The organism is Pseudonocardia spirodelae, from assembly GCF_037727765.1.
GTDB lineage: Bacteria > Actinomycetota > Actinomycetes > Mycobacteriales > Pseudonocardiaceae > Pseudonocardia > Pseudonocardia spirodelae.
On record NZ_JBBJUP010000017.1, the window covers coordinates 62,404 to 79,117 of the forward strand.

Annotated in this window: 15 protein-coding genes; 3 read left to right on the top strand and 12 right to left on the bottom strand. The window is 76.2% G+C overall.

Annotated elements, in window-relative coordinates:
• Positions 1-113 precede the first annotated feature (113 nt).
• From WJX68_RS19610 to WJX68_RS19640, 7 genes are all read right to left on the bottom strand, one after another.
• Positions 114-1,025, bottom strand: a complete 912-nt coding sequence (locus tag WJX68_RS19610) for a glycoside hydrolase family 16 protein (RefSeq protein ID WP_340293097.1) — start codon at positions 1,023-1,025, stop codon at positions 114-116.
• A 146-nt stretch (positions 1,026-1,171) separates the two neighbouring features.
• Positions 1,172-2,611 carry a glycoside hydrolase family 16 protein gene (locus WJX68_RS19615; protein ID WP_340293099.1) on the bottom strand — a complete coding sequence of 480 codons (1,440 nt, stop codon included), beginning with the start codon at positions 2,609-2,611 and terminating at the stop codon, positions 1,172-1,174.
• A gap of 24 nt (positions 2,612-2,635) precedes the next feature.
• A complete protein-coding gene (locus WJX68_RS19620) occupies positions 2,636-3,196 on the bottom strand; it encodes a hypothetical protein (RefSeq protein WP_340293101.1) in 561 nt (186 codons plus the stop codon).
• A 4-nt stretch (positions 3,197-3,200) separates the two neighbouring features.
• Entirely contained in the window at positions 3,201-4,325 is a 1,125-nt protein-coding gene (locus WJX68_RS19625; protein ID WP_340293103.1) for a VldE C-terminal domain-containing protein, read from the bottom strand.
• A 3-nt stretch (positions 4,326-4,328) separates the two neighbouring features.
• Positions 4,329-4,841 (bottom strand): hypothetical protein, encoded by a 513-nt coding sequence (locus WJX68_RS19630; RefSeq protein WP_340293105.1) that lies wholly within the window; start codon positions 4,839-4,841, stop codon positions 4,329-4,331.
• Positions 4,838-5,713: a hypothetical protein gene (locus WJX68_RS19635; protein ID WP_340293107.1), complete on the bottom strand. Its 876-nt coding sequence runs from the start codon at positions 5,711-5,713 to the stop codon at positions 4,838-4,840. Before WJX68_RS19635 ends, WJX68_RS19630 begins: the two co-directional genes overlap by 4 nt.
• A gap of 422 nt (positions 5,714-6,135) precedes the next feature.
• Entirely contained in the window at positions 6,136-7,623 is a 1,488-nt protein-coding gene (locus tag WJX68_RS19640; protein WP_340293109.1) for a glutamate-cysteine ligase family protein, read from the bottom strand.
• Positions 7,624-7,790: 167 nt separating this feature from the next.
• On the opposite strand from WJX68_RS19640, the gene WJX68_RS19645 reads away from it, so the two are divergent.
• Complete coding sequence (locus tag WJX68_RS19645; RefSeq protein ID WP_340293111.1) at positions 7,791-8,600, top strand: TrmH family RNA methyltransferase; 810 nt, start codon at positions 7,791-7,793, stop codon at positions 8,598-8,600.
• Between the two features lie 27 nt (positions 8,601-8,627).
• Here the strand turns inward: WJX68_RS19645 and sepH are convergent, their stop codons facing one another.
• From sepH to WJX68_RS19665, 4 genes are all read right to left on the bottom strand, one after another.
• Positions 8,628-10,259: a septation protein SepH gene (sepH, locus tag WJX68_RS19650; protein ID WP_340293113.1), complete on the bottom strand. Its 1,632-nt coding sequence runs from the start codon at positions 10,257-10,259 to the stop codon at positions 8,628-8,630.
• Positions 10,260-10,480: 221 nt separating this feature from the next.
• Entirely contained in the window at positions 10,481-10,912 is a 432-nt protein-coding gene (locus tag WJX68_RS19655) for a hypothetical protein (protein WP_340293115.1), read from the bottom strand.
• Positions 10,913-10,955: 43 nt separating this feature from the next.
• Entirely contained in the window at positions 10,956-12,089 is a 1,134-nt protein-coding gene (gene serC, locus WJX68_RS19660) for a phosphoserine transaminase (protein WP_340293117.1), read from the bottom strand.
• A complete protein-coding gene (locus tag WJX68_RS19665) occupies positions 12,086-13,135 on the bottom strand; it encodes a GlxA family transcriptional regulator (RefSeq protein WP_340293119.1) in 1,050 nt (349 codons plus the stop codon). Before WJX68_RS19665 ends, serC begins: the two co-directional genes overlap by 4 nt.
• A gap of 71 nt (positions 13,136-13,206) precedes the next feature.
• Here WJX68_RS19665 and WJX68_RS19670 point away from each other — a divergent pair, with 71 nt between their 5' ends.
• Positions 13,207-14,487, top strand: coding sequence for an MFS transporter (locus WJX68_RS19670; protein ID WP_340293121.1), 1,281 nt, complete (start codon positions 13,207-13,209; stop codon positions 14,485-14,487).
• Between the two features lie 89 nt (positions 14,488-14,576).
• Here WJX68_RS19670 and WJX68_RS19675 read toward each other — a convergent pair whose 3' ends face one another.
• A complete protein-coding gene (locus WJX68_RS19675) occupies positions 14,577-15,716 on the bottom strand; it encodes a citrate synthase 2 (protein WP_340293123.1) in 1,140 nt (379 codons plus the stop codon).
• A gap of 205 nt (positions 15,717-15,921) precedes the next feature.
• Between WJX68_RS19675 and pdxH the strand changes: the two genes are divergently transcribed.
• The gene (gene pdxH / locus WJX68_RS19680; protein WP_422785739.1) at positions 15,922-16,575 is read left to right on the top strand and encodes a pyridoxamine 5'-phosphate oxidase; all 654 of its coding nucleotides are present in this window, start codon (positions 15,922-15,924) and stop codon (positions 16,573-16,575) included.
• The last annotated feature ends 139 nt before the right edge of the window (positions 16,576-16,714 follow it).

Consider the following 16,714-nt stretch of genomic DNA (forward strand, 5'->3'; position numbering starts at 1 on the left):
AGGCTAACCTCATCCACGTCGCTTCGTGGTGGGAGCGGCGCGTCAGTTCGGGACAGGAGAGGGCCCCGGACCCCACAGGGTCCGGGGCCCTCTTCGTCGCCCGGTCGCGCCGGTCAGGGTGCGTAGATGCGGACCCAGTCGACCTGGAAGTCCAGCGTCTCCGGCGAGGTCTCGTCCAGGGCGGGGATCCAGTCGTCGCCGTAGGGGCCGATGTCCTGCTGCATCGCCAGGTGCATCGAGCGCGGCGGGATCTGCTCCGGGTCGGTGGTGCGGAACACCTCGGCGCCGTCGATGTAGAACACGACGCGGTCGGGCAGCCACTCGACGGCGTAGGTGTGCCACTGCGTGAAGTCCCCGCGGACGGTCTTGCCGACCTGGCTGTTGTCCTCGCCGTAGTGGACGATCGTGTGCGTCTCGTTCCGCTGCGGCTTCGGGATCTCCATGAAGTTGAGCTCGCCGCCCTCGGGCCAGTCCTCGGCGTCGGGCCAGAGCAGCGCGACGTCGCCGTAGCCGACGCCCGGGTTGGTCTTCGCCCGGATCTCCCACCGGCCGTACTGCTGCCCGCCGCGCCAGGCGAGCCCGGCGCTGGTCCGGCCGCGGCTGGTGAGGACGAGCTGCCCGTCGCGCACCGAGATGTTCTCCGCCCGGTGCCGGCCGTTGCCGCCGGTGGTCTCCCCGGTGTACGGGCTCCAGCGGGTGCGGTCGAGCGCGGCGCCGTCGAACTCGTCGTGGTCGGTGAGGCGCCAGCCGTTGCGCACGGCCGCCTCGGTGTCCGAGCGGGCCGCCGGGTCCAGCGCGCCGACCTCGGCGGGGTGCTCCTGGTCGTGCATCCCGCCCGGCGCCGGGGGCGCGGCCGGCGCCGGGGACGGGCCGGGCGAGCCGGTGAGCAGCGACGGGTCGGTGGCGACGGTGACGACACCGGCCAGCACGGCCAGACCCGCCACGATGCCGACGACGGCAGGCCAGCGACGACGCGACGGGGCCTCGGGGTCGTGCTCGGGCTCCTGCTCCGTCAGTTCCGGCACGACCCTCTCCTCACTCGTCGACGGCGGGTCGGCGGCAGCCTAGGAGGGGACGGCTGTGGGGGAACTGAGAGGGCCCGGCACGCGAAGATCGACCGTTGTGGAGGATCCGGCCCCGCTGAGCGGCCGCTTCGCTCCACCACCGGTGATCATGAGCCGCTGGGCGCCTGCCCTGCCCCTGCGGCGCCCCCGTCGAGGGTGTACTGACGGACCCAGTCGACCTGCATCTGCGTCTCCTGCCCCGAGCCGCCCTTGGGGAACCAGTCGAGCTGGATGCACAGGTGCATCGGCCCCGGCGGCTGCACCTTCTGCTCGGTGGTCTCGAACCACTTCTCGCCGTCGACGTAGGCGGTGATCCGCTCCGGGGTCCACTCCAGGGCCCAGTTGTGCCACTGCGTCGCGTCGATCTCGACGGAGCCCTCGACCTGGGAGTTGTCCGCGCCGTAGTGGAAGAACGCGTTGGTCTTCTGCCGCGCGGGGTCCATCATCTCCATGAAGTCGAGCTCGCCGCCCTCGGGCCAGTTCTCCGCGGTGGGCCAGAGCAGCAGCAGGGCGTTGTACGACGGGTCCCCGACCGGCGCGCGCACCCGGCCCTCCCAGCGGCCGTACTGCTGCGAGCCCTCCTTCCACGCCATGCCCGCGGTGTTGCCCTGGCTGTCGCCGGTGATGGTCAGGACGCCGTCGGCCACCGCAGCCGCGTCCGGGGTGCGACGGCCGTTGCCCGCGTGCCCGGGACCGTCGTAGATGCTCCAGCCGTCGGTGCCGCCGTCGAACTCGTCGGTGCGGACCGGCTGCCCCCAGCCCAGGGACGCGGCCGCGGTGGTGCCGTCCGCCGCGCCGCCCCCGGTGGACGGTGCGGCCGGAGCCGTCCCGCCGGACGGGGCCGGGCTCGTGGTGCCGGTGGGGCAGGGGTCGGTCGACCCGGACCCGGACCCGGACCCGCCGGAGCTGCCGTCGAGGAGGCCTGCGGCGGCGTCGTCGCTGGTGCCGTAGGCGGTCGCGCCGGACTCGTCGGGGGCGGTGCCGGTCGAGCCGGCGCCCGGGGTGCTCGGACCGTCGGTCCCGTCCGCGCCGCCCGATGCGTCCGGACCGGAACCGTCGCCCGAGCCGTCACCGGAGCGGGACTCGGAGCCGGAGCCGCCGTCCGAGCCGGAGTCACGCGAGCCGGAGCCGTCGTCGGAGCCGGAACCGGACCCGTTGTCGGAGCCGGCGCCGGAGCTGCCGTCAGATCCGCCGTCGGAGCTGCCGTCCGAACCCGACCCGGAGCTGCCGCCCGAACCAGACCCGGAGCCGTCGTCCGAACCCGACCCGGAGCCGTCGCCCGAACCCGACCCGGATCCCGGGTCCGGGCCGGACCCGCCGGCCCCGGCGGACAGGCCGTTGTCGCCGGCGCACACCTCACCGCTGCCCAGCTCCAGGCCGGGCCGCGGGAGACCGCCTGCATCCTGCCCCGAGCTGACCGACGGCGTCGTCGTTCCGCCGGGTTCGACGCCCACCAGCTCCCCGGCGGGCCCCAGCGCCAGCAGTACGACCGTCACCCCCTTCGCCAGCAGCGACTTCAGCAGTTGCTCGAGCTCGTCGGCGGTCATCGCCCACTCCTGTGATGCGTCATGTCAGTCGTCCACGTCGGGGGTGTCGGTGGTGATCGGGGTGTCGGCGACGACGAGCCAGCGGCCCGCCGGGTCGAGCTGCAGCACCACGCGGGTGCGCCAGCGGCGGACGTCGGATCCCGCCCCGGGCCCGGTCGTCGTGGTGCGGACGGTCGCGACCAGCGCGGTGCGGCCGCGGGCCCAGTCGGTGGCGCTCTCGTCGAGGGACTCGACCCCGGCCACCCGGTGCGTCCCGGGTGGCGGCGGGTCGAGGACGGGCGCGCCCACCTCGGCGGGGCTGCCCGCCAGCGCGTAGGGGGCGCCGGCGCGCGCGGTGCGCCCGTCCGCTCCGGTGCCGTGCGCGGCGACGAGGTAGGCCCGCGCGACGGCGGCGGGCGCGGACGGCCGCGTCGCCGGGACCGCGGGGTCCGCGCCGCGCTCGGGCCCGGGGTCGCCGAGTGCGTCGCGGTCGGCCGAGGTCAGCACGGCCTGCGACGGCGGCGCGGGCAGGAACGCGGGCACCAGCACCGCCAGCGGCAGCGCGAGGACCGCGGCGAGCACGAGCAGCGGGACGGAACGTCGCACGGGGTCACTCCGCGAAGCTGATGTGGACATGGTCGTAGTGGCCGCCGGTCGGGTCGGAGGTGTCGTAGACCCCGCCGCCGGTGTAGCGGCGGCCCCAGCCGGAGCCGTCGGGGCGCACCGAGGGGTCCCAGTAGCGGCCCTGCCAGATCAGGTACTCGACCTTCAGGGCGTCGGCGTTGTGTTCCAGCCAGTGCGCGACGGCCCAGCCCTCGTCGAGGTCGGCGCCCTGCGCGAACTCCCCGGCCGGGCCGGTGAAGACGTCGCAGGCCTTGCCCTTCGGATGGTCGGACCGCGGGTTCTGCAGGTGCTCGTCCCAGCAGCCGACGGTCTCGATCGTCGGGCCGAACACGTCCTGGACGGCGTCCAGGCCGTGCCGGGTGGCCCCGGTCAGGCAGCCGTCGGAGCGCACCGGGTCGGGCTCGTGGCAGCCGGTCGCCCCGCCGGTCCAGGCCGGTGCGGGCGCGGCGGCCGGGTCCGCCGGGGCCGCCGCCTTCCGCGGGGGACGCGGGGCCGGTGCGCGGTCGTCGACGGCCGGCGCACCCGAGTAGGCCGCGACGAAGCCGTGCACCGCGTCGAGGTAGCGCCGGACCGCCGCGGCGCAGGCCTGTGAGCACCCCGCCTCGCCCGCCTGCGGCACCCCGCTCGCCGAGCCCGTCACCCGGCTGCAGCCCGCGATGTGGCAGACCAGCATCGCGTCGAGCACCGGGACGTCCTTCGGCGTGGTCGCGAGGTAGCCGGCGGCGGCCCGCAGCGTCGAGCAGAGCCACGGCACGACGACGCGCAGGTGCCCGGCCGGGTCGGTCAGCGCCGCGTCCGGCCAGGGCGCGCCGCCGGCCGCGACCCAGGTCCGCTCCGAGACCTGCAGCAGTCCGGCCGCGGTGCCGGTGCGCAGGTCCGGGTCCCAGCCCGACTCGGCCTGCACCTGCGCCACCACCCAGGCCGGCGGCAGCTCCGGGCAGCCCTGCGCGGTCAGTTCGGTCACCAGCGCCAGGTGCGGCCGGGCCGCCTCCGGGACGGCCGCGGTGTCGACCCCCGACGGACCCGGATCCGCGGCCGGTGCGGCCGTCGCCGCCGCGGGATTCCCCAGCAGGACGGCGACGACGGCGGTCACGATCAGCAGCGCGCGCACGGCTCACCGGGCCGGTCCGGACAGCGCCCGGACCCCGCGCACGGGACGCAGCCCCCCGGTGTGCACCGCGGTGAGCGGCCGGTCCAGCCGCCCCGACGCCGTCAGCGCGGCGACGATCCGGCCCAGCGCCTCGGCGTAGCGGCGCACCGCGGCCGACGGACCCGGGGCGGCCAGGACGCCGGCCGCGTCGGACCACGGGTCGGCCGAGCGGGCCCACCCGGGCACCGCGGGCAGCGCGACGACGGCGGCCCACCCCGCCCCGGCGGCCGCGGCGTCGATGCCGTCGGGACCGGTGCCGCCCGGGTGCAGCGCCAGCACCGGGGCACCGGCGCCCGCGGCGGGCGCGACCCGTGCGGCGGCCGCCAGCCCGGCGACGGTGTCGCGGGTGAGGACGACGTCGGGCAGCAGGTCCGCCCCGCCGACCCGGCCGAGGTCGCGGGCGTGCAGGGCACGGGCGACCGTCGTCGTCCCGACCCCGCCGCACAGCCCGCCGACCACCGGCGCCCGGGCGCTCACCGCGGCCCCCGTGCCAGGTCCGCGGGCGACGGCGGCCGCTGCGGCCCCGCCGCCGGTCCGGCGTCGACGACGAGCCCGTCCCCGTCGAGCACGACGCCGACCTCCAGGCGCACCCAGCGGGCGGCGAGCCCGCGCCACCCGCGCGCGGCCGGGGCGGGGGCGGCGGCGGGCCCGCCGAGCGGGTCGTCGGACTCGGGCTCCGGCGCGGCCGCGCCCCGGGCGTCGACGCGCCGGTAGGGCACGACCCGTACCCGCACCTCGACGACGGCGCGCACCCCGTCCACCCGCACGCGGCCGGGCAGCACCAGGTCGGCCCGCTGGCGGCCGGAGCCGGTCCAGCCGAGCAGACCGTCCGCGGGGCCCGCGAGGTGCGCGGACAGGGCGAGGCCGCGGCGGGCCGGGTCGTCCTCGTCCCAGGACAGGAGGTCGGCGGCGAAGGCCCCGGCCAGGGCGGACGCCGCGGCCGGGTCCGGCACGGCCGGGTCGGTCCCCGTCGCCGGAGCGGGTGCGGCCTCGGCCGGCACGGGGGCGTCGACCGCGGTCGCGGGCAGGGCCCCGGCGGCCGCCGGGCCCACCGTGGGCCCGGTGTCCCCGGCCGGGACGGGCGCGGTCGCGCCGCCGGCGTCCGGGGACGGCGCGGTCGTACCGCCCGTACCCGGCGAGGGTGCGGTCGTACCGGCCGCGCCCGGCGAGGGTGCACTCGTACCGGCCGCGTCCGGCGAGGGTGCGGCCGCACCGCCCGGGTCCGCCGCGGGCGTGGTCGTACCCGCGTCCGGGGCGGGCGCCCACGCCGCCCAGGCCGCGACGACGTCGTCGGACACCGGCGCCGGCCGCGCGGGCGGCACCGGAGGGAAACCGAACGGGTCGGTCACCGGTTCCGGCTCCGCCACCGGCTCGGGCACCGGACGGTGCGGAGTCCAGGCGGAGGGCCGGGCGGCCGCGGTGGCCGGACCGTCGGCACCGGTCCGCCGGATGGGCGCCGGCGGTGCGGCGGGCCCGGGGGCCACGACGGATGCGGGCGGCGGCGGGTCGTCGAGCCAGGGGTCGACGCCGCCGTCGGGGACGGGGCCGGGAGCGGGACGACCGAAGATCCGGAACGGGGACATCGTCGACGCCCGGGTCATCGACGGCGGCCGGCCGTGCGGCCGGGGTGGTGCTGGGTGGACATGTCCCTCCGTCCCGTTCCGCACACCCGGAGCGGGCGTGCGGAGGGCGACGGTAGGAACGGCGGGCGGCGAGCGGGCCCGGTCGGCGGGAACCCTTCGCGATGGCGAACCGCGGGCGGCTCAGGAGGTCAGGACGGGATCTCCCAGGTGTGCACGGGCTGGTTCGCGCCGGAGTGGGCCAGGTAGCGCTCGAGCATGCCGCGCAGCGCGCCCATCCGGTCCGCGCCGCGCGCCTCCAGCGCGGCCACGGTGTCGATCTGCCACGACGACCCCGTCTGGCGGGTGACGCACCGCCGTTCCAGAACGGTCAGGTAGCGGTCGCAGACGGCGCCGGACACGCCCCAGCGGGCGAGGCCCTCGTGGGCCAGGGGGAGCAGCTTGCGCAGGGCGAGCTCGTCGGGGAGCACCCAGCCGGTGCCGGGCCAGTAGAGCGGGGCGTGCATGCCGTGCTTCGCGGCGGTCTGGAAGTTCTCCCGGGCGGCCTCGAACGACACCGACCGCCACAGCTGCTGGTCGGCCTCGACGAGGGTGCGCAGCAGGCCGTAGAAGAACAGGGCGTTGGCGACCATGTCGACGGTGGTCGGACCCGCGGGCAGCACCCGGTTCTCCAGCCGGACGTGCGGGGTCCGGCCGGTACTGTCGTAGATCGGCCGGTTCCAGCGCCAGATCGTGCCGTTGTGCAGGGTCAGCTCGGGCAGGTCGGGAAAGCCCTTGTCGCGCATCTGCGCCGCGGGGTCCACATCGGAGGTCAGCGGCATCAGCGCCGGGAAGTAGCGGGCGTTCTCGGAGAACAGGTCGAGCACCGAGTCGATCCAGCGCTCACCGAACCAGACGCGCGGCCGTACCCCCTGGTTGTGGAACTCGGGGGTCCGTACGTCGCAGGACTGCTCGAACAACGGGATCCGCGTCTCGGACCACAGCTGGGACCCGAGCAGGAACGGCGAGTTCGAGCCCAGGCCCAGCTGCACGCCGGCCAGGCACTGCGCGGCGTTCCAGTACCGCCCGAAGTCCGACGGCGCGACCTGCAGGTGCAGCTGCATCGACGTGCAGGCGGCCTCGGGGATGATCGTGTCGAAGTCGGCGTTGACCCGCTCCTCCGGCGAGCAGCCCGCGATGTCGATCCGGATCGGCTCGCCGCGCGCGTTGAGCATCTGGTCGTTGAGCGCCTCGTAGCGGTCCTCGGGGGAGATCGCGTCGGCGGTCATGTGGCCGGGGTCCAGCGTCGGCAGGATCCCGATCATGACGAGCTGGGTGCGCAGGTCACCGGCCTTCGCGCCCGCGCCGGCGAGCAGGTCGAGCAGCTCGTGCTCCAGCTGGCGCCACTGGTCGCCGGGCAGCGGCCGCGGCGGCAGGTTCAGCTCGAGGTTCCATCGGCCGAGCTCGGTCTGCCACTCGCCGGAGCTGATCGTGTCCAGCACGTCCCCGCCGTTGAGCGACGGCGCCAGCTCCGGACCGACCAGGTTGAACTCGATCTCCACCCCGGTCATCGGTTCGGTGTCGGAGAACGGGTAGCTGCTCAACAGGTCCCCGAGCGAGTCCAGGCAGCGCTGCACCTTGATCCGGTACCGCTGGCGGTCGCGCCGGCTGAACGTCGTCCGGTCGACCACCTGACCCATGCGCGAACCGACCTCCATCGAACGGGGAGCGCCTCCTCACCCGCACGGCGGAGGACCGTGCCGAGGGAGGCGGCACTACACCGTGTCATATCGCCGGACCGGGCGGTACCGGCTGACCGGGCGACCAGGCGCGGCGAACGGTCAGTGACGTGGGACGATCGGACGTCGTGGCCATACTCACCACGGTCGAGCACCCCGACGACCCCCGGATCGACGACTACCGTGACCTCACGACCGCCGATCGGCGCCCCGATCGCCCCGGCGGGCGCGGGCTGGTGATCGCGGAGGGTGTCGTCGTCGTGCGACGGCTGCTCGACTCCCCGTACCCCGTCCGGTCCCTGCTGGGGGTGCCGCGACGCCTCGACGAGCTCGCCGGTGACCTCGCCGGCGTCGACGTCCCGGCCTACGCCACCGACGCCGACACCATGGCCCGCGCCGTCGGGTTCCACCTCAACCGCGGGGTGCTCGCCGTCGCCGACCGGGCGCCCGCGCCGGCCCTGGACGACGTGCTGGCCCGCGCCCGCACGCTCGCCGTCTGCGAGGGGGTGGGTGACCACGAGAACCTGGGGTCGCTGTTCCGCAATGCGGCCGCGCTCGGCGTCGACGCGATCCTGCTGGGCCCCGGCTGCTCGGACCCGCTGTACCGGCGCAGCGTCCGGGTCTCGATGGGGCACGTGCTGCGGGTGCCGTTCACCACGCTGGACGGCGCGTGGCCCGCGTCGCTGGACCGGCTGCGTGCCGCGGGGTTCACCGTCGCGGCGCTGACCCCGGACGCCGGCGCCGAGCCGCTCGCCCGTGCGGGCCTCGCCGGTGGGCGGGTCGCGCTGCTGCTGGGGGCCGAGGGCCCGGGACTGACCGACGAGGCGCTCGCCGCCGCGGACCGCCGGGTGCGCATCCCGATGGCGAGCGGCGTCGACTCGCTGAACGTCGCGACCGCGGCCGCGGTCGCCTTCCACGCCGTCACCGGCGGGGGGTGACGGCCCGGGTGTCCGGGCCGTGCCGGGTCAGCGCTGGCCGCGGACGCCGAGCAGGACCTCGTCCCACGACGGCATGACCGGCTTGCCCTTCTTCGTCCGGCGGGACGCGGCGGTGCCGGTGCGGCGCGGGGCCGCGGCCTCGCCGGACGCGGCGTCGGTCTCGTCCTGGTCGGGAGCGGTGGGCCCGGCGTCGGGCGTGGCCGGGTCGGTCGCGGTGGGCCCGGCGTCGGGCGCGGCCGGGTCGGTCGCGGGGGATGCGGCGTCGGCCGCCCCGCCGCGGGGTGCGGTGTCGGTGGGACCGGCGGCCGCGGGAGCCGTGGTCGCGGGGGTGGGCGCGGCGTCGGTCCGCGGGTCGGACGCGGCGTCGGCCGGGCCGGACGGGGTGACCGCCGTCGCGGTCGTCGCGGTCGCGGTGCCCGCCGCCGGGGCGGCCGGCTCTGCGCCGGTCGTCGCCGGAGCGGAGGGCTCCGCCGCGGTGGTCTCCGGGGCGGTCGTCGACGGGGCGCTCGTCGCCTGCGTGCTCGTCGGGGCCGCGGCCGGGGCCGGGGCCGGCGTGGTGTCGTCGTGCCCGGTTGCTCCCGGCGCGGCGCCCCGGTGCGCGGTGCCGGTGCGGTCGTCGGTCGCGGTGGTGCCCGCGGCCGCGGGGGCTGCCGTGGCTGCGGTGGCCGGCGGACGGTCCGCCCCGGTGCCGTCGGCGGACGGGGTGCCGTCGGCGACCGTGTCGTCGGCAACCGTGGAGCCGGCGGCGGTCTCGGCGGAGGCGGCGGTGCCGTCGGCGGCCGGAGCGGGCGCCGGGACGGGCTCGGCCCGCTCGTCGACCTTCGGGGTCACCGGCGCGGCCGCGGCCGGGGCCCGGGTGTCGTCGGGGCGGACCGCGGGGCGGGCCGGCGTCTCCACCCGGGGACGCGCGGGCGCGGCGGCGCGGCGCTGCTCCGGGGCGATCCCGCGCCCGGCCCAGGCCTCGGGCTGCCCACCGGCACCCGCGACGGCGCGGGCGGGCGCCTCGGTCGTCGGGACGTGCGGGGCGTGGTCGTCGTCGCGGGCCATGTCGACCACCGCGCCGAGCGGGCGCAGCGGACGAGCGGGCAGCCCCTCGACCAGGTCGGAGGCGTGCTCGTCGAGCGCGACGACGGTGCCGCCGTGCGCGCCGGGCTGGAAGGCCCAGTGGGCGGCGTTGTCCGAACGGCCGGTCTGCCAGGTCAGGACGACGACCCACTTGCCGTCCTCGCCCTTCCACGAGTCCCAGCCGGCTCCGCCGTAGTCCTGGCCGCGCAGGCCGAAGGTGTGCGCGACGGTCTCGCCGAGCGTGCGCGAGTCGGGGCCGTCGGCGCGCTGCGGGTGCGCGCTCTGGGCGAGCTCGGCGGTGCGCGAGCGCTCGAGCAGCACCGGGTAGGCGAAGCGCTCGATCTTCTGGGTCGGGACGCCGGCCGCGGCCGCGACCTCGTCGACCGACGCGCCGCCCCGGATGCGGGCCTGGATCTCCCGTGGGCGCAACTGGCTCTCCAACTCGATCGCGATCTGGCCGAGCCGGGTCACGTCACCGCGCGCCGCAGCACGCAGCTGCTCGTCGGCCGGCACCGTGTAGCGCTCGCGGCGCCCCGGGTCCTCGAGGACGACCGAGCCGTCCCCGGTCACCCCCACGACCCGCAACGCGCGCATCGACTGACCTCCTGCTGTCGTCCCCGTCCGGGTGACGGTAGATGGCGACGGGCTCGCGCCGGGTGAGGCGCGCCGGGTGAGTTCTGCCTGGTGGACAACACCTACCTGCCCGGGGGACCGGGCAGCGTGTCTCACTCACCGTGTCCAGCGTCGCACGTCTTGTGACACACGAGACAAGTGGGGTTCATGTTGCGGATGTGACTACAACGAGTCGCTATCGATCACGCAACGACGGCGCGTGGCGAGGCAACCGGGACCCCCGCGGCGGGGTCGTCCAGCCCCTGTCCGGGCCCCGGTCCGGTGCCTCGCCGGGGTGCCCGTTGAGGCTCGTCCCGGGCCTGCACGGGGCGTCCCGCCGCCAGGTCCCGGAGCACGGCGTCCGGCAGGAGGCCGGCGGGGCGTCGCGGTGTCCCGCGCAGCGACAGCCGCCGCGCGACGAGGAAGAAGGCCGCGTAGCAGCCGGAGGCCACCGCGGTGAGTCCGGCGGCCGCGGCGACCCGCCACGGCTCGGAGGTGACCGTCGTGCCGGTGAGCAGCGCCGACACCCCCGTGACGACGGCGAGGCTGCCGCACACGAACCCCGCCGCGCCCCCCACGACGACGGACGGGTGGGCCGAGCGCAGTCGCCCGGCCCACCCGCCCGCGATGGTCATGTCCGGATGATGCCCGCTCGGACATCACCTCGGACGGTCCTGGTCAGGACTCCAGGCGCTCGACGACCCAGTCGATGCACGCGGTCAGCGCCGACACGTCCGACGGCTCCACGGCCGGGAACATCCCGATCCGCAGCTGGTTGCGCCCCAGCTTGCGGTACGGCTCGGTGTCCACGATCCCGTTCGCACGCAGCGCCTTCGCCACGGCGGCCGCGTCGACGGCGTCGTCGAAGTCGATCGTGCCGACGACGAGGCTGCGGTGCGCCGGGTCGGTGACGAACGGCGTCGCGAAGCTGCTCTTCTCCGCCCAGGAGTAGAGCCGCTCGGAGGAGTCGCGGGTGCGTGCGACGCAGCCGTCGAGCCCGCCGAGCCCGTTCATCCAGCGGATCTGGTCCTCGAGCAGGAACAGCGTCGCCAGCGATGGGGTGTTGTAGGTCTGGTCCTTGCCGGAGTTGTCGACGGCCGTGGCCAGCGACAGGAACGGCGGGATCCAGCGGTCCGAGGCGGCGATCTCGGCGACCCGCTCCAGCGCCTTCGGGCTCATCAGCGCGAGGAACAGCCCGCCGTCGGAGGCGAAGCCCTTCTGCGGGGCGAAGTAGTAGACGTCGGACTGGGTGAGGTCCACCGGCAGCCCGCCGGCGCCGGAGGTGGCGTCGATCAGCACGAGCTGGTCGTCCGTCGCGCCGGCCGGGCGGTTGACCGGGACGGCGACGCCGGTCGAGGTCTCGTTGTGCGCCCAGGCGATGACGTCCACCGACGGGTCGCTCACCGGTTCCGGCGCGCTGCCCGGGGCGGCCGTGACGACGACCGGGTCGACCAGGAACGGCGCGCCGGTGGTGGTGTCGGCGAACTTCTGGGAGAACTCGCCGTAGGTCAGGTGCAGCGACCGCTCGCGGACCAGGCCGAACGCGGCGGCGTCCCAGAAGGCGGTGGACCCGCCGTTGCCGAGCACGACCTCGTAGCCCTCGGGCAGGGAGAACAGCTCGGCCAGCCCGGACCGCACGCGCCCGACCAGGTCCTTCACCGGCTTCTGGCGGTGCGAGGTGCCCATCAGCGAGTCGCCGGTCGCGGCGAGTGCGGACAGCTGCTCGGGGCGCACCTTGGACGGACCGCATCCGAAGCGGCCGTCCTGCGGCAGGAGGTCGCCGGGGATCGTCAGATCGGCAGGAGAGGTCACGGGGTCAGTGTCGCAGCCGGGCCGCAACGACGTGCGTCGAGTGGCCGTGCACCGGTGGTGGGCGCCCGGTGCGCGCGGCGGTAGGCCAGCGGGGCCATCCCGATCTCGGCGTGCAGGCGCTGGCGCAGCGCGGCGGTCGTGCCGAACCCGGTGCGGGCCGCGACCTGCTCGACGGGCAGGTCGGTGGTCTCCAGCAGTCGGCGCACCAGCTCCAGGCGGCGCGCGGCGAGCCAGCGTCCGGGACTGGTGCCGGTCTCGGCGCGGAAGCGGCGGGTGAAGGTCCGCACGCTCATCGACGCCCGTTCCGCCAGGTCCTCGACGGCGAGCGGGCGGTCCAGGTGCGCCAGCGCCCACTCCTGGACGGCGGAGGTGTCCGGTCCGCCGTCGACGTGCGGGCGGGCCTCGACGAACTGGGCCTGGCCCCCCTCGCGCCACGGGGCGACGACGTTGCGCCGCGCGGTGGCGCTCGCGATCTCGGCACCGTGGTCGCGGCGCACCAGGTACAGGCAGAGATCGATGCCCGCCGCGACACCGGCGGAGGTGAGCACGTCGCCGTCGTCGACGAACAGCACGTCCGGATCCAGCTCGACCTGCGGGAACCGCCGCCCGAACCGGCGTGCGTGCGCCCAGTGCGTGGTCGCGCGCCGGCCGTCGAGGACCCCGGCCGCGGCGAGCGTGTAGGCGCCGGTGCAGATCGCCACGATCCGTGCGCCCCGGGCGGCGGCCCGCCGCACGACGTCGAGCACCGCACCGCCCGGGTCCGGCGCGGGCGGCACCGCGCCGCCGGGGAGCGGGGTCCCGGTGGTCGCGACCGCGGGGACGACCAGGGTCGACGCCTCCTCCAGCGCCTCGGGCCCGTACTCGGGCAGCACCCGGTACCCGGCGCTCGTGCGGACGGCGCCGCCGTCGACGGAGGCGACGCGGACGTCGTAGAGCGGCACGCCGTCGGCGGTCGTCGTGGTGCCGAGGATGCGCTCGGGGATGGCCAGCTCGAACGCGATGACGCCGTCGGAGGCGAGCACCCCGACACGGTGCGGACCCGTCATGGCCGAATTCTTTCACATGTCGTCCGTCCGGCCACTGTTCCGGCGCGACACGGTTGCGCAGGATGTCGTCCATGAGTGCAGCGCCCGCGGTGGCGGCAGGACGCGGACGCCGGGTGCACCCGGCCTGGTGGGCGGCCGGGGCCACGTTCCTCGCGCTGCTCGGCGCCGCCGGGTTCCGGTCGACGCCGGGCGTGCTCGTCGAGCCGCTGCACGCCGAGTTCGGCTGGGGGATCGGCGCGATCTCCTTCGCCCTCGCCGTCAACCTCGCGCTGTTCGGCATGACCGCGCCGTTCGCGGCGGCGCTGATGGAACGCTTCGGCGTCCGCCGGGTGGTGGCGACCGCACTCGTCCTCGTGGCGGTCGGCGCGGGCTGCACGGTGTTCATGACCGCGGTGTGGCAGCTGGTCCTGCTGTGGGGCGTGGTCGTGGGGCTCGGCACCGGGTCGATGGCGATGGCCCTGGTCGCGACCGTGGTCAACCGCTGGTTCGTGGCGCGCCGCGGCCTCGTCTCCGGCGTGCTGACCGCCGCCACCGCGACCGGGCAGCTGGTGTTCCTGCCGCTGGTGGCCGGCGTCGTCGAGTCGGCCGGGTGGCGCCCCGCGGCGCTGCTCACCGCGGCCGCGGCGCTCGCCGTCGTGCCGGTCGTGCTGCTGTTCCTCAAGGACACCCCCGCCGACGCCGGCGCGCTGCCCTACGGGGGCACCGCGGACGACGTCGTCGCACCGCAGCGGACCGGCGCGGCCCGGCTGGCTCTGCGCGCGCTGACCGACGCCTCGCGCACCGGCACGTTCTGGCTGCTCGTCGGTGGGTTCTTCATCTGCGGCGCGACGACCGCAGGGCTCGTGCAGTCGCACTTCGTGCCGGCCGCCCACGACCACGGCATGCCCGCGACGACGGCGGCGTCGCTGCTCGCGCTCGTCGGCATCTTCGACCTGGCCGGCACGATCTGCTCCGGCTGGCTGACCGACCGGATCGACCCGCGCATGCTGCTGGGGGCCTACTACGCGCTGCGCGGGCTGTCGCTGTTCCTGCTCCCACCGCTGTTCGGGACCGACCTGAACGCCAGCATGCTGGCCTTCGTCGTGTTCTACGGCCTGGACTGGGTCGCGACCGTGCCGCCGACGATGGCGCTGGCGCGGGAGGCCTTCGGCGCCCGCTCGGCGGTGGTGTTCGGCTGGGTCTTCGCCTCGCACCAGGTCGGGGCGGCCTGCGCCGCGCTCGTCGCGGGGCTGGTGCGTGACGCGCTGGGGAGCTACGACGTGGCCTGGTACGGCGGCGCCGTCCTCTGCGTCGTCGCGACCGGGCTGTCGCTCGCGATCCGGCGCCCACGGCTGCCCGCACCCCTGGTGTGACCCGGCGCCCGCTCCCCCCGGCTGCTCCGAGGGGAACCCACGTGGCTCCGGTAGCCCCGAGGGGTCCCCTCGGAGCACCGCCGGGGCGGTCAGCTCGCGCCGACCGACCCCCAGCCCTCGACGTCCTGCGGCCGACGCGCTCCCGGCCCGATGTACTGCGCGCTCGGGCGCACCAGCTTGCCCTCGCGCTTCTGCTCCATGACGTGCGCCGACCAGCCCGCCGTCCGGGCCGAGGTGAACATCGCGGGCATCATGTGCGGCGGGACCTCGGCGAAGTCGAGGATCACCGCCGCCCAGAACTCCACGTTCGTCTCGATCGGCCGGTCCGGACGCCGCTCGCGCAGCACCGCGAGCGCCGTGCGCTCCAGCTCCGCGGCCACCTCGTAGCGCGGGGCGTTCAGCTCCCGGCAGGTGCGGCGCAGCACGCGGGCCCGCGGGTCCTCGGCCCGGTAGACCCGGTGCCCGAACCCCATGAGCTTCTCCTTGCGGTCCAGCAGGCCCTTCACCAGGCTCTCGGCGTCGCCGGTGCGCTCGACCTCGTCGATCATCGGCAGCACGCGGGCGGGCGCCCCGCCGTGCAGCGGCCCGGACATGGCGCCGATCGCGCCGGACAGCGACGCGGCCGCGTCGGCGCCGGTCGAGGCGATGACGCGTGCGGTGAACGTCGAGGCGTTCATGCCGTGCTCGGCGGCGGAGACCCAGTACGCGTCGACGGCGGCGACGTGGCGCGGGTCCGGCTCGCCCCGCCAGCGGGTCATGAACCGCTCGGTGATCGTCGAGCACTCGTCGATGCGCGACTGCGGCACCGCGGGGACGCCGATCCCGCGCGCGGACTGCGCGACGTAGGACAGCGCCATCACCGACGCGCGGGCCAGGTTGTCGCGGGCCTCGGCGTCGTCGATGTCGAGCAGCGGGCGGTAGCCCCAGTAGGGGGCGAGCATCGCCAGCGCGGCCTGCACGTCGACCCGGACGTCACCGGTGTGCACCGGGATCGGGAACGGCTCGGCGGGCGGCAGGCCCTGGCCGAATCGGCCGTCGACGAGCAGCGCCCAGACGTCGCCGAAGGTCACCGACCCGGCGAGGTCCTCCAGGTCGACGCCGCGGTAGCGCAGCGACCCGCCGTCCTTGTCGGGCTCGGCGATCTCGGTCCGGAACGCGACGTGGCCCTCCAGGCCGGACCGGAATCCGGGCGGCGGCGGGGGGACCTCGTGCGCGGTCGTCTGGGTCACCGGGTCTCCTTCGACACGACTCGATCCGTCGCGGGCACTCTGCTCCGAACGGGTCTCCGCGGGCAACGCGACCGGCCGGTGGCGTCGATCACGAAGCGGACACCCCCGCGTGAACGGTGGTGACGGCCACTCCGAACGGCGGGTGCACACGCACGCCGGTCCCGCTTACGGTCGGAGCGGCACCACCTGCTCGGAAGGGGAACCGATGACGGACGCGCCCGCGCTGGAGACGATGCGGACGGACTACACCAGCCGTCCGTTCGACGTCGGCGACCTCGCCCCGACCTGGCACGAGCAGCTGGCCTCCTGGCTGGAACAGGCCCGCGACGCCGGCCTGGCCGAGCCGAACGCGATGGTGCTGGCGACCGCCGACCCGGACGGGCTGCCGTCGTCGCGCACGGTGCTGTGCAAGGGCCTCGACGCCGGCGGCGTCGTGTTCTACACCAACTACACCTCGGCCAAGAGCCACGACCTGAACCGCACGCGCGTCGCGTCGGTGACCTTCCCCTGGTACGACCTGCACCGCCAGGTCCAGATCGCCGGACGGGTCGAGCGTTGCTCCGAGGCCCAGTCCGACGCCTACTGGGCGCTGCGCCCGCGCGGCTCGCAGCTCGGCGCGTGGGCGTCGGCGCAGTCGACGATCGTCGCCGGTCGCACCGTGCTCGACCAGGCACTGGCCGGGGTGACCCGGCGCTTCGACGGCGTCGAGCAGATCCCGCGGCCTCCGCACTGGGGCGGCTGGCGGGTCCTGCCGTGGCAGGTCGAGTTCTGGCAGGGCCGGGCCGACCGGATGCACGACCGGCTGCGCTTCGAGGTCGGCCGCGACGACTCGTGGTCGGTCCGGCGGCTGGCCCCGTAGGGGAAACCCCGGAGCCGGTCGTCGGGGGCGGGGTGTAGACCTGACGTCGTGAGCAAGCGCAACGACCCCGCCGAGGGGCCGACGCAGCCCGTGTCCGGGGCCGACCGGGAGAGCCCGACGCGTCCGGTCCCGGCGGCCG

What these genes read in the sequence shown, in the direction of transcription:
- WJX68_RS19670 (WP_340293121.1), top strand. Translation starts at nt 13,207, where the DNA reads ATGAGTGCAGCGCCCGCGGTGGCGGCAGGACGCGGACGCCGGGTGCAC.
- WJX68_RS19640 (WP_340293109.1), bottom strand. Translation starts at nt 7,623, where the DNA reads ATGGGTCAGGTGGTCGACCGGACGACGTTCAGCCGGCGCGACCGCCAG.
- WJX68_RS19615 (WP_340293099.1), bottom strand. Translation starts at nt 2,611, where the DNA reads ATGACCGCCGACGAGCTCGAGCAACTGCTGAAGTCGCTGCTGGCGAAG.
- sepH (WP_340293113.1), bottom strand. Translation starts at nt 10,259, where the DNA reads ATGCGCGCGTTGCGGGTCGTGGGGGTGACCGGGGACGGCTCGGTCGTC.
- WJX68_RS19665 (WP_340293119.1), bottom strand. Translation starts at nt 13,135, where the DNA reads ATGACGGGTCCGCACCGTGTCGGGGTGCTCGCCTCCGACGGCGTCATC.
- pdxH (WP_422785739.1), top strand. Translation starts at nt 15,922, where the DNA reads ATGACGGACGCGCCCGCGCTGGAGACGATGCGGACGGACTACACCAGC.
- WJX68_RS19655 (WP_340293115.1), bottom strand. Translation starts at nt 10,912, where the DNA reads ATGACCATCGCGGGCGGGTGGGCCGGGCGACTGCGCTCGGCCCACCCG.